This window comes from Myxococcus hansupus, from assembly GCF_000280925.3.
Taxonomy (GTDB): Bacteria; Myxococcota; Myxococcia; order Myxococcales; family Myxococcaceae; genus Myxococcus; species Myxococcus hansupus.
The window spans coordinates 3,317,897-3,335,457 of sequence record NZ_CP012109.1 but is presented as its reverse complement, the minus strand read 5'-3'; the positions used below and the strand labels follow the sequence as shown (position 1 = coordinate 3,335,457).

2 protein-coding genes and 1 pseudogene are annotated in these 17,561 nt (G+C 68.0%); all 3 read left to right on the top strand.

What is annotated here, in order from left to right:
* Positions 1 to 6 precede the first annotated feature (6 nt).
* On the top strand, positions 7 to 5,694 hold the full coding sequence (locus tag A176_RS13065; protein ID WP_002638485.1) for a beta-ketoacyl synthase N-terminal-like domain-containing protein: 5,688 nt from the start codon (positions 7 to 9) through the stop codon (positions 5,692 to 5,694).
* 11 nt (positions 5,695 to 5,705) lie between these two features.
* Positions 5,706 to 12,731 (top strand): annotated as a pseudogene (locus A176_RS13060) (SDR family NAD(P)-dependent oxidoreductase); the annotation flags it as partial.
* Positions 12,635 to 17,545: a beta-ketoacyl synthase N-terminal-like domain-containing protein gene (locus A176_RS13055; protein ID WP_420811435.1), complete on the top strand. Its 4,911-nt coding sequence runs from the start codon at positions 12,635 to 12,637 to the stop codon at positions 17,543 to 17,545. The pseudogene A176_RS13060 and the gene A176_RS13055, both read left to right, overlap by 97 nt.
* Positions 17,546 to 17,561: the final 16 nt, after the last annotated feature.

Here is a 17,561-nt window from a genome sequence, read left to right as displayed (position 1 = left end):
ACCGACATGAGTCTGAGTGAACGGGACATCTACGAGCGCGTCGCACGCAAGGAGCTCTCGGTCGAGGCGGCGATGGAACTCCTGGCCCGACTGGAGCTGCAGTCCTCCGCGCCAGACGCGCCCCGGCCCACCGAGGCCCGCGACGCCGAGCTGACGTCGTCATCGCTGCACGAGCAGGTCTTCCGGTATCTCGAAACCCGGCTCCGGCAGGTGCTTCAACTTCACGGGGAGATTCCCGCCGACAGCGCGTTCATGAGCCTGGGCGCGAGCTCGGCATCGCTGCTCTCGGCGACCCAGCACCTCGAACGGGCGCTGGGGATGGAGCTGTTTCCCACGCTCTTCTTCGAGCACCCCACCCTCGACGCGCTGGCCACCTACTTCGCGGAGAGCCACGGGGACCGGATGCGCGCGCTGCTGGAAGCGCGGCCAGTGGCTCCCGAGCCGGTGAAGCCTCGGGCGCCCGTTCCCGCGCCAGTCGCTCCGCCCAGCCCCCGGGAGCAGCCCCGAGCCTCGTACGCGCCGTCATTTTCGGGGGACATCGCCATTGTCGGAGTGAGCGGCCGCTACCCGGGCGCGCGGAACCTCGAAGAGTACTGGCGCGTCCTCTCGGAAGGCCGTGACTGCATCACCGAGATTCCCCGCGAGCGCTGGGATTGGGAGCGTTACTTCCATCCGGTGGCGGGCACGAAGGGAACCGCCATCAGCAAGTGGGGCGGGTTCGTCGAGGACGCGGACATGTTCGACCCGCTCTTCTTCAACATCTCGCCGCGCGAGGCGGAGATCCTGGACCCGCAGGAGCGCCTGTTCCTCCAAACAGCGTGGAGCGCGCTCGAAGACGCGGGGTACGCCCGGGCGGGCCTGCGCCGCAGCGGCATCGCGCCGGAGGAAGCCGGCGTCTTCGTTGGCGTGATGTGGGACACCTACCAGCTCCACGGCCCTGAACAGGTGCGCCTGGGCCACGAGGCGCTCCCCGTGGCGGCCCATTGGGTCATCGCGAATCGCGTCTCCTACTTCTTCGACTTCCAGGGCCCGAGCATGGCGGTGGACACGGCGTGCTCGTCGTCGCTGACGGCGCTGCACCTAGCGTGTGAGAGCCTGCGCAGCGGCGAGTGCCGCCTGGCCCTGGCGGGCGGGGTCAATCTCTCCACCCACCCGTACAAGTACCTCACGTTGGGGAACTGGCGGTTTCTCTCGGGTGAGGGCCGGTGCCGGAGCTTTGGCGAAGGCGGGGATGGTTACGTGCCCGGCGAAGGCGTGGGAGCGGTGGTCCTCCGCCGGCTCGAGGACGCGGAGCGCGATGGCGACCCCATCTACGCCGTCATCAAAGGCACCGCCCTCAATCACGGCGGGCGGGCGAATGGCTTCACCGTCCCGAACCCGAACGCACAGGCGGCGCTGATTCGCAGGGCGCTGAAGCGAGCGGACGTGGACCCGGCGACCATCAGCTACGTCGAGGCCCACGGGACGGGGACCTCGCTGGGAGACCCCATCGAGATGGCCGGGCTCCATCAGGCGTTCCAGGGACACCTGACGGGCATCGGGGTGTGCCCCATGGGCTCGGTGAAGTCGAACATCGGGCACCTGGAAGCCGCCGCCGGAATCGCCGCGCTGACGAAGGTGCTCTTGCAGCTCGAACACCAGACGTTGGCACCGTCGCTTCACAGCACCCCGCTCAACCCCGCGATCGACTTCGACAACTCGCCCTTCCACGTCGTCACCGCGCTGACGCCCTGGCGGCGCCCCGTGCTAGCCAATGGCCAGGAGGCGCCTCGACGCGCAACGGTGAGCTCCTTCGGTGCGGGGGGCTCCAACGGACACGTCGTCATCGAGGAGTACGTTGATACGCGGCGAGGTGCAGCTCCCGCTCCCTCGGGGCGTGAACTCATCCTGCTCTCCGCGAAGAACCGTGAACGGCTTCGGGAGTACGCCGCGAAGCTCCGCGATGCACTGGAGACCTACCGGCCACCGCTCAGCGAGATTGCGCACACCTTGCAGGTGGGTCGCGAGGCCATGCCAGACCGCTTGGCGCTGATCGTCCGCGACCACGAGGACCTGCGCTCGAAGCTCGCGGCGTTCGTCGCCGGAGATGAACGCGCGGAGCAGGTGTACATCAGCGAGGAAGCCACGAAGGGCCCCCGGCTCAGCGGCGCCGATGCGGAAGACCGGGCCTACGTCGCCAGCCTCTTCGAGCGTGGGAAGCTGGAACGGCTCGCCGCGTTCTGGACGTCCGGTTCGGACATCGACTGGGCACAGCTCCGTCCCAATGGCGGCAGAAGAATCCCCCTGCCCGGGTATCCCTTCGCACGAGAGCGCTTCTGGTTCGAAACCACGCCCGCCGAAGCGAAGTTCCCACCGCCACGGGCGAAGCAGGACGCAGGGCCATCTGGCCTCGTCGAGCGCTGCTTTGGACGCGTCTGGCAAGAAGCGCCCCTCACCGAGGCCGCGCAGGGACCGCTGAACAGGCGGCGCCTCATCATCCTGCACGATGCCTCCGCGTCCGCGTCCTTCCGCGAGCACCTGCTCTCCTTGGCCGCCAGCGAACGGCATGTCGTCGAAGTGGGCCGTGTCAGCCGGAGCACCGCCTCTGGCAGGCCCGCCCTGGCGCGAGACGACTTCCAGGCCGCGGCCGCGTTGGCACGTGAACTGGTCGCGGAAGCGCACGGCGTCGATGGACTGCTCGACCTCTGCGACCTCACGCGCTCCGATGACGGCGGTCAGGTCCATCCGGGCCGGATGGGGTTCTACCAGGGGCTCCTGGCTGGCCGAGACACCCGGTCGCTCCTGCTCCTCCACGTCACGGCGGGTTTGCTCTCAGGCGAGACGCTGACCGGCGCCCCCATCCATGGACTGGTGACGGCGCTCTCCGGCGAGTACCGAGGCGTCACCGTCCGCAGCGTCGATGTGGAACACGCGGACCTGCCCCCGGAGCACCTGTTCGCCTTGCTGGCCCAGGAGGCCACCGATGTCCGGACGCCTGGAACCGACGCCCGGCAGGCGCGATACCGGAAGGGTCGGCGTGAGGCGCTGACGCTCCGCGAGCTGCCGCTGGCGCAACGCCTTCAAGTGTCACCGGACAAGACCTACGTCATCAGCGGAGGGACACGCGGACTGGGCGCGGGCTTCGCACGGATGCTCGTCGAACGTGGGGCACGGAAACTGGCGCTGCTGGGAGCCCAGACCCTCCCACCCCGAGCGGCGTGGCAGCGGGTCGCGGCTGACGAATCCGTGGACGGTCGCAAGGTGCGCGCGCTGCTGGAGCTGGAAGCACGGGGGGCAGAGGTCCGCGTCTACACGGGGCCCCTGCTAGACCGCGGGGCCCTCCGCCGATTCTTCGACGACGTGCGGTCGACCCTGGGGCCTGTCGCCGGCGTGCTGCACTGCGCGGGGACGGTTTCGGATGAAAGCCCCGCGTTCCTGCACAAGAGCCCCGAGGGCATCGGCCGGGTGCTCGAACCCAAGCTGGGTGGCACGCAGGTCCTTGCGGACTTGCTCGAGGACGACCAGCCCGACTTCTTTGTCCTCTTCTCCTCCGTGGCATCCATCGTCCCCAACCTCGCGGTGGGACTTTCGGACTATGCGCTCGCGAACGCGTTCCTCGACCGCTTCGCGGAGTACCAGCACCGTCACGGACGCACCGGGTTTCGCGCGCTGAACTGGCCTTCATTCCGGGACGCTGGTTTTGGAGAGACGACGACGGCGGCCTATCGAGGTGCCCAACTCGCGGCGCTTTCAGTCGAACAAGGTTTCTCGCTCTTCGAGCGCGTCCTGGGCATCGACAACGCGCCCGTCGTCCTCCCCTGTCTCGCCGCGAGCGACTTCGACGCGTCCACGCTGCTCGCCAGCGCGGCTTCGTCGCAGGCGCCTCGTCCCGCGACGCCTGCAAGCGCGCCCAGGGTGGCGAGCGACGCCTCCGCCAAATCCCACGCCTTCGACGCGCTCCTGCACCTGTTCGCGGCCGAGCTGAAGCTTGATCCGGCGCGGCTCAAGGGGGATGTCCGTTTCGAAGAGTACGGCGTGGACTCGGTGCTCATCGCCTCCGCGGTGAAGCAGATTGAAACCCTCGTGGGCGCGCCCATTGAGCCGGGTTTCCTTCTGGAGTACCCCACCCTCGGCACACTCTCGGCGTTCCTCGCGGAGCGCCACCCATCGAGATTCGTCACCGAGGTGGCCGCACCGTCCGCACCCGTGCATTCCACGGGCGCGTTCGTCCAGCCGCCGGTCAAGCACCACGCCGAGCCGCCTCGGCCCCCAAGTCCCTCCCGTGCCACCGTGCCCATCGCCATCGTGGGCATGGCCTGCCGTTTTCCCGGTGGAGCCGACACAGCGCGGTTTTGGGAGACGCTGGCGCACGGCACGAGCGCCATTCGAGAAGTCCCGACGGAGCGCTGGGACGCAGGCCGGTTCTATTCACCCCAGCCGGGCCCCGGGCGCACGAACAGCAAATGGGGAGGCTTCGTCGACGGCATCGACCTGTTCGACCCCGCCTACTTCCGCATCAGCGAGTCATTCGCGATCCAGATGGACCCGCTCCAGCGGCTGATGCTGGAGACGTCGCTCCTGGCGACACTCGATGCGGGGTACTCCCGTGAGGAGCTGTCGAACCGAAAGGTCGGCGTCTACATCGGGGCACGCACCGGGGCGTACCCGAACCGTATCGAGCAGCCAGAGAAGAGCACGATTGTCGGCATCGGACAGAACTTCATCGGCGCGCGCATCTCTGACTACTTCAACTGGCGTGGAAACAACCTGGTCATCGACACGGCGTGTTCGTCGTCGCTCGTGAGCGTCCACCTCGCCTGCCAGGCGCTCCGCGAGGGTGAAATCGAAGCAGCGCTGGCCGGAGGTGTGGACCTCATCCTCGATGAACTTCCCTACCTGACCCTGAGCGCGGCAGGGGCGCTCTCGCCGGATGGGCGCTGCCACACGTTCGATGAACGGGCGAACGGCTTCGTGCCAGGCGAAGGCGCGGGCGCCTTGCTGTTGAAGCGCTTGGACGACGCCCTGCGCGATGGCGACCGCATCCACGCCGTCATCCGAGGCTCGGCTGTGAACAACGACGGCCGCACGATGGGCATCACGACTCCGAACATGGAGGCCCAGGTCGAGGTCATCGAAGCGGCGCTCGCGAAGGCGGGCGTCACCGCCAACACGCTGTCCTACGTGGAAGCGCACGGCACCGGGACGATGATCGGTGACCCCATTGAGCTCAAGGCGCTGGCCACGGTGTTCAAACGGGCCACGGAAGCACGGGGCTTCTGCGCCGTGGGCAGCGTGAAGACCAACATCGGCCATCTGTTGTCCGCCGCGGGCATCGCGGGGCTGGTGAAGACAGCGCTCGCCCTGGACAGGAAGCAACTGCCCCCCACGCTTCACTGTGAGCGCCCCAACCCTCGCTTCGCGTTCAGCGAGTCGCCCTTCTACGTCAACCGCGATCTGCGCGACTGGCACGCGGTGGAGGGCCACCCCAGGCGCGCCGGAATCAGCGCGTTCGGCTTCGGTGGAACGAACTGCCACATGGTCCTCGAAGAGCGTCCTGACGGAACCGAACCCGGCCGGGCCCCCCTGCCCGCGCCTGCATTCTCGAAACAGCGATACCTGCTCCCCGCGAGGCCACGGAACGAGGCCCGCGCCCCGGCCATGCTCCGGTTCGAGCCCATCGCGCCCAGCCGAGTGAACCGAGTCTCCGCGCCGTGAGCCCAAGCCCCATGACGAGTATCGACATCGCGAGCGCCCAGACCCTGCTTCGCCACGACGATGCCGTGGTCCGGGACCACCGCGTCCACGGAGTCCGCATCCTGCCTGGCGTGGTCTACCTGGACGGGCTCTGCCGCATCGCGCATGCCAGTGGGGTCGCGCCCAGTCACCTGGAGCTGCGCGACATCCTGTTCGAAACGCCCGTCGCGCTGACCGGGGATTTCGACCAACGCATCTACTTTCGCGCTGAGCCGGAGGCCCGCGCCACCCGCGTCCGCATCAGCGCACAGCGGGTCGCGAACGAACAGGAGGTCGGCAACGAGGAGGCCATCGCCTCGTGCTCGCTCCAAGAGCTGGAGCGCGCGCGGCCCACGCGGCGGTTCGACATCGAGTCACTGGGGGAAGGCGCTCCGATGGAGACGCTCTATGCCAGGACCGAACGGCTGGGCATCGAGCACCGTGGCTTCATGCGGACCTCGGGTACCGTGTACACGGCCGGAGACCGAGTGGTCGCGAAGCTGACCCTGGGTGAGGAGGCTTCGCTCCAGCGAGAGGACTTCTATCTCCACCCGGCGTTCCTCGACACTTCGACCCTCATTCCCTTCGCCGGATTCCCCACCGAGGGCGAAGCGGACTGCGCCTACATTCCGATGTTCATCCAGGCCTTCCGCGCGTGGGGACCCTCGGGAGACACGGTGTACGTCGAAGCACGTGTGGGTCCCGCCGTTCGGGAGAAGGACGTCCTCGAAGCAGACCTGTGGCTCTTCGATGCACACGGCGCGCTCATCGCCGAGTTCGAACGGCTCACCGTCAAGCGAGTCCGCAGCACGGACCTGATTCGGCGACTCACAGGCACTTCCAATGGAACCCGTCCCGCACCGCACCCGGTGCGCGAGGAACGGCCCACCGCGTCCGCGACAACGGAGACTCCGACCCGGAGCACCCGGCGCGCGGCCATCGCGGAGGACTTGCGAGACATCATCGCCGCGCTCTGCCAACGCCCGCGCGCGGAGGTCACGGGCAACATCGGGTTCTACGACCTGGGGCTCGAGTCTTCCCATCTCCTCGAAGTCGCCAGGGCCCTGGAGGGCCGCGCAGGCAAAGCGCTCTACCCGACCCTGCTCTTCGAGTACCAGACGCTCGACGCGCTCGCCGGGTACCTCGACACCGAGCTGGGTGACCAGTACCAGTTGCCAAAGGCGCCCCAGTCGCCCGACGCGAAGCCTCGGAGCGAGGAGACGTCCTCGGCGGCGAACGATGGAGCACTGTTCCTGGGCTTCGACTGGGAGTCCGCTGCGTTGCCAGCGGCGGAAGCCCGTCCCCTGGAGCGCATCCTCCTGTTCGAGGACGAAGGGCTGACCCTGGACGTCCCGCCCGGGGCCTCCGTGGTGCGCGTCCGCCGGGGCACGCACTTCAGCGCGAATGGGGACACGTTCACCGTCAACGCCGCTGAACCGGAGGACCTGCACCGCGTCATCCGGCAGCTTCAAGCAAGCCAGCCCCCCTTCGACGTGACCCTCTACTGCTGGGGGTATGGCGATCTCCGCGCGAGCGAATTCGCCGGGGCCGCGAGCCTCGAGTCCGTCCTCCTGCCCTTTCGAGAACTGGCGAGGACGCTCGCCCATCTGCCGTCCGTGAGTGACCGGCTGCTGGCGGTCCTTCCCGCTGAGACCGCGTCGGGCCGGACGTGCGCAGCGGCACTGGGGGGACTTGCGCGTTCGACGCGGCTAGAGCTCAAGCATCCCAGCATGCGGAGCGTGCTCCTCGACGCCCCCAGTGCGCGTGAGCTGCTCGGCCTCACGGCGCGCGAGGTCTCGCTCGATGCACCGGACACAGAGGTTCGCTACACACAGGGCCGCCGCGAGGTCCGCAGGCTCGCTCCCGTGGCCGCGCCGCGCGCTGACGCGGTGCTGCGTGATGAGGCCGTGGTCCTCATCACCGGGGGCATTGGTGGGCTGGGGCGCCGTATCGCGCGTCGTCTGGCCACGCGGCACCGGGCGCGAATCGTCCTGACGGGACGCCATGAGCGAAACACGGAGGCAGCGTCCTTCTGCGAGGAGCTCCGGTCACTCGGTGGTGAAGCGGTCTACTTCCGCGCCGACGTGTCCGTTGAAACAGAAGCTCGGGACGTGGTGCGGCGCGCTCGCGAACGCTTCGGCGGCCTTCACGCCATCATCCACGCGGCAGGCGTCCTCAAGGATGGCTTCCTGCGAGGAACGCCCAATGAATCGGCGGCGGCCGTCATGCGCCCCAAGGTCGCCGGTGCGCTGAATCTGGTGCGTGCGGTGGACAATGACCTCGAATGGCTCGTCCTGTTCTCATCGCTGTCCGCGGTCATCGGGAATCCCGGGCAGAGTGACTACGCGGCGGCGAACCGATTCCTCGATGCCTTCGCGGAGGAATGCGAGGCCCAGCGTCACCGAGGCGAACACGCCTGGCGGACCGTCAGCATCAACTGGCCTCTCTGGCGCGATGGAGGCATGAGTGTTTCCGCCGCGCACGCGGACGCGCTTCGGCGGAGCACGGGCCTGAGCCTGCTTCCCGATGAAGCCGGGCTGGACCTGCTCGATGCGTGCCTTGGCGGCGCCCGGCCCCAACTCGCCGTCGCCTGGGGCGACACGGAACGGCTTCAGGCACACCTCGGCGTTCAACGCCCAAAGCCCGCGGCTCCCGTGGCGAACCACCGCGTCGACATCGCCGTGGTGGGGCTCAGCGGCAGATACCCCGGCGCCGAGGACGTGGACGCATTCTGGGCGAACCTCGAGGCAGGCCGAGACAGCGTGACGGAAGTGCCGCCCGAGCGTTGGCCCTCCAACGCGTATCCAGGGGATGGCAACCCGCTGTGCGGGTTCGGCGGCTTCCTGTCCGAAGTGGACCAGTTCGACCCGCTCTTCTTCCGGATTCCTCCGGGGACCGCGCCGCTCATCGACCCTCAAGAACGACTGTTTCTGGAGACGGCCTATCGCGCGGTCGAGCACGCGGGCTACCAACCGGATGACTTCACGGCCCCGAGGAACCGGGTCGGCGTCTTCGTCGGCGTCATGTGGGGGGACTACCGGCTCGTCGGCGCGGAGGCGGCGCGCCACGCCACCCCCGTCGCCACGTCGTCACTCTTCTCTTCCGTCGCGAACCGGGTCTCGTACTTCTTCGACTTCGTGGGCCCGAGCATGGCGGTGGACACCGCGTGCTCTTCATCGCTGACGGCCATCCACCTCGCCTGCGCCAGCCTCGCCCGAGGTGAATGTGACGCGGCCATCGCGGGTGGCGTCAACCTGCTGCTCCACCCGGACAAGTATCTGCTGCTCCGGCAAATGAACATGACCTCCTCCGATGGGCGGTGCCGCTCCTTCGGAGAGGGCGGTGATGGTTACGTCCCGGGCGAGGGTGTTGGAGCCCTGTTCCTCAAGCGGCTCGATCAGGCGCTCGCGGACGGTGACACCGTTCACGGTGTCATTCGCGGCACGGCGATCAATCACGGGGGGCGCGCGGCCGGATACACCGTGCCCCACCCCACCGCGCAGGCAGATGCCATCCGCCGAGCGCTCGAAGCTGCGGACGCCACGCCCGACAGCATCGGCTACATCGAGGCCCACGGAACAGGGACCGCGCTCGGGGACCCGGTCGAGGTGGTCGGGCTCAGCCGCGCCTTCGCGGGGCGCACCCATCCGCTGCCCATCGGTTCGGTGAAGTCGAACATCGGGCACCTCGAAGCAGCGGCGGGCGTCGCAGCCGTGACGCGAGCCCTGCTCCAGCTTCGGCACGGCCGGATTGCGCCCTCCCTTCATTCCGCGGCGCTCAACCCGACCATCGACTTCGCATCGACACCCTTCCGTGTGCCCCAGGCCTCCGAACCATGGCCCCGGATGGAGGGTGCGAACGGAGTGCTTCCTCGCCGCGCTGGCGTCAGCTCCTTTGGCGCCGGAGGCTCCAACGCGCACGTCGTCCTCGAGGAACACATCGAACGGGGTCAGCCGACGGCGCGCCCCTCGGACCGGGAGCTGTTCGTCCTGTCCGCGAGGTCCGAAGCGCAGCTACGCCGCTACACGGACCTCCTGGTGCGCTTCCTTCAGACCCTCGGCGCGGAGGACTTCGCAGACGTCGCTCGAACGCTGCGGGTGGGACGCCCAGAGCGAGAGATGCGGCTCGCGCTCGTCGCTTCGAGCGCGGGGGATGCCGCCGCACAACTGGAGCGATACCTGAAGGGCCAGGGTGGCATCCACCACGGCGCCGCGACCTCTCCCGGGGATGAGCGTCTGCTCCAGGATCGGTACGTCGCCGGTGACCTCGATGGCGCCGCCGAGCTGTGGGTCCGAGGAACCCGGATGGATTGGCGCGCCCTCTCTCGTGGCCCCGTTCGCCGGGTCCCCGTCCCGGGAATCCCTTTCGAGCGCAAGCGATTCTGGGTCGAACCTCCTCGCTTCACCACCGACGTCCAACGCGCCTTCGAAGCTTCGCTCACGCCCACCTCGGAGGCCCTTGAAGCCGGTGGACCGCTGCTGGCGGAGTACTCGGCGGCGGCGCTCCATGCGCGACTCAGTGACCTCGGGCTGCCTCCCACGGGACACTTCACCACGGCGCGGGCCCTGAAGGAGCGCTTGCGCCTGCAGCCTCGGTTCGACCGCTTCCTCGCCGCATGCCTGGAGGTTCTCGAACGCCATGGCTACCTCGAACGCACGGACACGGGCCTCCGTTCGACGGGAGCATCTCGGTCACCGTCCGAGCTGCGCTCGACACTCTTGGAGCGGCACCCTGAAACAGCACCGTATGTGCGGCTGCTCGACACCTGCCTCGCGGCGTACCCTGAAACACTGCGGGGCGAGCGCTCGGCGACGAGCGTGCTCTTTCCCGCCGCGAGCCTGGAGCTGACCAGCGCCATCTACCGAGGCAGCCGCTCCTACGCGTTCACCAACGCGCTCATGGCCCGGCTCATCTCGACCGCCGTGAAACTCCGCGCCTCGGCGGGCCGGCGACCCGTTCGTGTCCTGGAGGTTGGCGCTGGGACGGGTGGAACCTCCGGCCCGGTGTTCGAGGCACTCGCCAGCCTGGGTGTCGACGTCGAGGCGCATTACACCGATGTCGCCGATGGCTTCGTCGCCCATGGCCGGGAGACCTTTGGCAATGCGTATCCGTTCGCACGGTTTCGCAGCCTCGACATCGAGAAGGACCCGGCCGCGCAGGGGTTCACGCCGAACAGCTTCGACGTGGTCTTCGCCGCGAATGCATTGCATGTCGCCTCGGACGTCGATGAGGCGTTGGGCAGGGTCAAGAACCTCCTCGTCAGCGACGGGCTCCTGGTCCTCGGTGAGGCGACCACGAACACAGAGGTGCTGGCACTCACGTTCGGGCTGCTTGAGGGCTGGCATCGCTACCGCGACCCCGAACGGCGCATCCCGAACTCCCCGCTGCTCTCCTCGGAGGGCTGGCGTACGGCGCTGCTGCGCAGTGGCTACAGCCACGTCATGGCCTACGGCCCCGGGCTCTCCGCCGACCCGGACCCCAGCCAACGCGTCATCCTGGCGGCGAACGACGGGCGTCCATCGAAGCAACCCGCGAGCATCCCGCTCACGAAACCCACCCACTCGACGGCCGCTCCGTCGAGCGGCGGCCCTCAGCCAGGGACACCGGCAACGCTGGAGCGTGAGGTCGCCGCGATCGTCGCCGCCGGGCTTGGGACGACCGTCGACGACATTCGGCCCGACCTGGCGTTCTCGGAGTACGGCGTCGACTCCCTGCTGGCGGTGAAGATTGTCGACCAGCTCAACGCGCGATTCGCCCTGGAGCTCAAGCCGACGGTGCTCTTCGACCATTCGTCCGTCCGAGCCCTGGCACGACATGCCATGTCGCTTGGAGCCCAGGCGGCCGCGCCATCACACCTCTCGGAAGAGGCCGTACGGCCCGCCCCCGCCCCCGCCGCGCCGCGCTCCGCCCCAGGCGCATCCATGGACATCGCCGTCATCGGAATGGCGGGACGATTCCCAGGCGCCGGAGACTATCGCGCGCTGTGGAAGAACCTGTGCGCTGGCCACGATGCCGTCACGGAGATTCCCGTTGATCGCTGGCGCATCGAGGACCACTTCCAAGCGGGGCCGCCGTCGCCGGGCAAAACGTACTCGAAATGGGGCGGCTACCTCTCGGACGTGGACCGGTTCGACCCGCTGTTCTTCAACATCGTGCCCGCGGAAGCGGACTTCATGGATCCGCAGCAGCGCCTGCTCCTCGAAGAGAGCTGGAAGGCACTGGAGGATGCGGGGTTGGATGCTCGGAGCTTGTCGAACCGCCGGTGCGGCGTCTTCATTGGCGCGACCTCACCTGACTACGCGAGCCTCGTCCGGCAGCGGGGTCTCGCGGGCTCGCATCACGTGTTCACGGGCAACAGCCTCGCCATCCTTCCTGCCCGAGTCGCCTACTTCCTCAACCTGAAGGGGCCGTGCGTCGCGGTCGACACGGCGTGCTCGTCCTCCCTGGTCGCGCTCCATCAAGCCTGTCAGAGCTTGCTGAGCGGCGAATGTGAAGTGGCGCTCGCCGGGGGCGTGTCGGTCTTCACGACGCCGGAGTACCACCTGCTGGCGTCGTCGCTCGGGATGCTGTCCCCCACGGGGCGGTGCAGGTCGTTTGATGACGCGGGTGACGGCTTCGTGATTGGCGAAGGCGTGGGCGTCGTGGTGCTCAAGCCGCTTGCACGCGCGCTCGAGGATGGCGATCCGATTCACGGCGTCATCAAGGGGTCCGCCGTCAACCAGGACGGGCGAACCAACGGCATCACCGCGCCCAGCTCGCTGTCACAGCAGGAACTCGAAGCGGAGGTCTACGAGCGCTACGGCATCCCTCCGGAGACCCTTGGTTATGTGGAGACACATGGCACGGGCACGCGGTTGGGAGACCCCATCGAACTCGAGGCGCTGACCGCCGCGTTCCGCCGTTCGACCGGCCGCCTGCGGTTCTGCGCGATCGGGTCCATCAAGTCGAACATCGGGCACGCATCCCACGCCGCGGGCGTCGCGAGCCTCATCAAGGTCCTGCTGTCGCTTCGGCAAGGCCAGCTCCCCCGTCGCTCCACTTCCAGACGCCCAACCGGCACATCGACTTCGACAAGACGCCCTTCTTCGTCAACACGGAGCTGCGTGACTGGACGAGCCATGGCCCTCGACGGGCCGCCATCAGCTCGTTCGGCTTCAGCGGCACGAACTGCCACCTCGTGGTCGAAGAGCACGTCTCGGCCAGGGCCCAGCCCGAGACCAGGCCTTCCAAAGTCCTGGTCCCCCTCTCCGCGAAGACCCAGGACTCGCTCCGCCGGTCCGCGAAGGCGTTGGCGCGGTTCCTCACGGAGCATCCCCAGACGTCACTCCATGACCTCGCGGCGACGCTACAAACCGGACGCGTACTCTTCGAGCACCGCGTTGCCATCATCGCCGGCTCGGTGGACGCCCTGCGCGACGGACTCGCCTCCGTGGCAGCGGGCACGCCCGCGCTCGGTGTTCACCACGGCGAAGCAAACCCGGACGCGATGTCATCCCCGCTTGCGCTTTCGCCAGACGCGGAGCTGCACGCAACGGGTGCCGCATGGGTCTCGGGCGCGACCTTTGATTTCCGTGGACTGTATGCAGGCGCCTCGCCGCGCCGGATTCCCCTGCCCGGCTACGCCTTCGCTCGCGAACGCTGCTGGTTGCCAGAGGCCCCGCTCCCTTCGCATGAAGAGGCGCCGGCCCGTGCCAGGCCCGTGGGGTCGCCTCCAACAGGTGTCCTCCGGGCCGCCGCGCGGCTGCTCAGCGTCACGGAGGAAGAGCTCGACCTCCGCGCGCCCTCGGAGGAACTGGGGTTCGATGAGGTGACTCGCGCGACCCTGGTCGAGCAGTTGAACCAGGACCTCGGCTCTGCGCTCGATGTCTCGGCCTTCACGGTCGGAATGAACCTGGCGGACCTGTCACAGCGCATCACGGAGTCCCCACTCCCTCGTTCGGCGCCCGTGACGGCCGCGGACGCACGTCCCACCCCATCCACCATGACTGCCATCGACGAAGGTCTGGTCCGCCTCGCGGAAGACCTCATGAAGCGAGAGCTCGCGGCCGCGTTCCGATTGCCGGCCGAGCGCATCCGAACCCGGACGCCGCTGCAGGAGTACGGCATCGACTCGGTCCTCATCCAGCGCTTCAACCAGCAGCTCGAAGAGGCCTTCGGTGCGCTTCCGAAGACGCTGCTGTTCGAGTACCAGACCGTGAACGAACTCGCGCGATACCTCGCCCAGCACCATCCAGCGAGGTTGTCCGCGCTGGTCGGGGCCCCTCCTGAGCGCGCGCCACTTCCTAGCGCCGCTGTGCCCCCCACACCGCCCACACACGACGAGGATGCCGTGCCCACGAAGGAACGACGTGCGTCGCCTCGCCCGGTGTCCCGAAACGCCGAGCATCAGGACATCGCCGTGATTGGCATGTCGGGGCGATACCCCATGGCCTCGGACAACGAGGCGTTCTGGGAGAACCTGCTCGCGGGCCGCGACGGCATCGTGGAGGTCCCCAAGGACCGGTGGAACCACGAGGCCTATCTCAGCGAGGACCGTGACGCCCCTGGCACCACGTACGCGAAATGGGGCGGCTTCCTGTCCGACGTCGACAAGTTCGACCCGCGCTTCTTCAGCATCACCCCGAAGGAAGCGGAGACGATGGACCCGCAACAGCGGCTCTTCCTGGAGACGGCCTGGGCCGCCATCGAGGACGCCGGATACACGCCCCAGCGCATCCGGGCCAGCGCGGCGCGGCGCGGTTTGAAGGACGCGGGCGTCTTCGCGGGCGTCATCTATGGCGAGTACAGCTTCTTCGTCGACATCCCCATCGCGGGATACTGGGCGGTCCCCAACCGCGTCTCGTATCACCTCGGATTCAACGGTCCGAGCTTCGCGGTGGACACCGCATGCTCCGCGTCGCTGACGGCGGTTCACCTCGCCTGCGAGAGCCTCCGACGCGGAGAATGCGCCTACGCCATCGCGGGCGGCGTCAACGTCTCCATCCATCCCGGGAAGTATCAGCTCATGGCCTATGGCCGGTTCGCGTCGAGCGACGGCCGGTGCCGCTCCTTCGGCGCGGGGGGTGACGGCTACGTCCCTGGAGAGGGCGTGGTCGCGCTGATTCTCAAGCCGCTCGAGGACGCACGCGCGGACGGAGACCGCATCTACGGCGTCATCCGCGCGAGCACCATCAACCACGGCGGACACACCCACGGCTTCACCGTCCCCAATCCCCATGCGCAGGCGGACCTCATCTCCGAGGCGCTCGACCAGGCCGGTGTCCATCCGCGCGCGGTGAGCTACGTGGAGGCGCATGGCACGGGGACCTCACTGGGCGACCCGATTGAAATCACCGCGCTGACGAAGGCCTACCGGCGCTTCACGCAGGACCGGCAGTTCTGTGCCATCGGGTCCGCGAAATCGAACGTCGGTCACCTGGAGGCCGCGGCTGGGGCGACGGGCATCGTCAAGGCACTGCTCCAGCTCCAACACGAGACGCTCGTGCCTTCGCTGCACGCGGAGACGGTCAATCCGAACATCGACTTTGGCCAGAGCCCTTTCTATCTCGTGCGCGGCGTCCGCCCATGGCTTCGCGGGGCCATGGGGGATGCGACGCGTCCGCGGCTCGCGACGGTCAGCTCCTTTGGCGCGGGCGGGTCGAATGCCCACGTGATTCTCGAAGAGCACCTCGACACCACGGCGCGGGCGGACCCGGAGGGACCGCGGCTCATCTTGCTCTCGGCCCGCCGTGCGGATCGGCTGGAGGCGGCGGCCGGCAACCTGCTCCGCTTCCTGCGCACCGAACGGGGACAGCGCACGTCCCTGGCCGATGTCGCTTGGACGTTGATGGTGGGCCGCGAGGCCTTCGAGCACCGGCTGGCCCTGGTGACAGGGTCTCGCGAAGAACTGGCGGGTCAGCTCGAGACGTTCCTCGCCGGGCAGAAGGTCCCTGGTGGATTCTCAGCGGTCGCGCGCTCCTACCAGGAGACCGATGACCTCCCAGGAGAGACGGAGACGGACAGGGATTATCTGCGGAGTCTTTTCGACCGTGGACACCTGACACGGCTGGGCGAGTTCTGGACGCAGGGTTGGATCATCGACTGGGAAGCGCTGCGCGGCGCACGGCGGGGCCAGATTGTCAGTCTGCCCGCCTACCCCTTCGCGCGGGAGCGGTACTGGATCGTGCCCGAGGAGTTCCAGCGCGCGCAGCGGCCACTCCCCGCGACGATGACGGCTCCACGACACACTTCGGCTCCCCCTGTCGAACCAGCGCGACCCGCCCCCGTTGCCGAGTCCTCCGATGACCTGCGCACGCGGTTGGAAAGCCAGGTCACGCGCATCTTCGCGGAGCTGACGAAGCTGCCTGAGTCCGAGTTGGACCTCGACGCGGACTTCCTCGACTTCGGCTTCGACTCCGTCGCGTCGGTCCGGATGCTCAACCGGTTGATGAAGCTCTACGGTGCTCGCGTCCCGGCCACGGCGATGCAGGAGTACACGACCATCCGCACGTTCGTGGAGCACATCGTCCAGGCGGGCTACATCCAGGAACGCGCCGTCACACCGACACCTCTTGTCGAGCCTCGCGCACCGACGGAACCCTCCGTCCCCCTCGGCACGCCGGAGAAACTCACGCGGGACGCGCCCTTCCCCGTCCAGCACATCTTCATCACGGGGGTGACGGGGGTGCTCGGGGGGAAGCTGCTTCATGACCTCCTCGACACCACGGAGGCACGCATCGCCTGTCTGGTGCGTGGCGAGAGCGTCGATGCGGCACGGAAGCGCATTCTCTACTTCCTTCAGACGTACGACCCCCAGGGCCGCCTCACGAAGGCCTTCCAGCGCCGCGTCACGCCGCTGCTAGGTGACGTCACCCTGGACCGCTTCGGGCTCGACGCGGAGACGTATGCCCGGCTCGCCGCCGAGACGGATGTCACGTTCCACGCGGCGGGCAAGACCACCCTGGTGACCTTCTACGAGGCGCTGGCGCCCATCAACGTCGAGGGCACCCGCCGCGTCGTGGACTTCGCGCTCCTGACGAAGCACCGATACATGGTCTACGTGTCGAGCTTCAGCGCCATGGGGGACCGGCTCAACTTCAACCATCCGCCCTTCACGGAGAAGGACCTAGACCTGGGCCAGGGCTACGACCACCTGCCCTATCAAGAGACGAAGTACCAGGCGGAGAAGCTCATCCGCGAAGCCAGCTCGCGAGGGCTCGTGTGGAACATCTTCCGCCCGGGCAACATCATGGGCGACGGCACCAACGGCCGGTATCCCTTCGCGGAAGTCAGCGTCAAAGGCGTCTACTACGACATCGTGAAGACCGTCATCGACACGGGCGTGTCGATGCTCTCCCCCGTGCACTGGGACATCACGCCGGTCGACTACGTGACGGCCGCGATGATTCACCTGGCGCTTCAGCGGCCGTCGTACCGGGAGACCTACCACCTCACCAACCCGGACATCCGGCGCTACTACGACGTCGTCAATGGCATCCGGGACTTCGGCTACGACATCCGCCTCGTTCCCATCGACGACTACTTCCGCATGGCGACCGACCGTTCATTGCGGCGGCCGGGCACCGACGCGCCCTATGAGAGCCAAACGTTGGAGGTGTTCAAGTACGGCGTCGAGATCTTCGGGAAGATTCACTACGAGGAGAGCTCGTACGCGGACTGCACCTATACGCGGAGCGTCCTGGCTCCCGTGGGCATCCACTGTCCGACGATCGCGCAGCTCCTCCCCGTCTACCTCGATCACTGCATCGAGAACGGCTACGTACCGCCGCCACCTGGGGCGCCTCGGACAGCGGCATCAGTGCTCGTGACGGATGCGAAGGCTCGGGCGGGATGAGTTCACTTTCGGGAAA

What these genes read in the sequence shown, in the direction of transcription:
- A176_RS13065 (WP_002638485.1), top strand. Translation starts at nt 7, where the DNA reads ATGAGTCTGAGTGAACGGGACATCTACGAGCGCGTCGCACGCAAGGAG.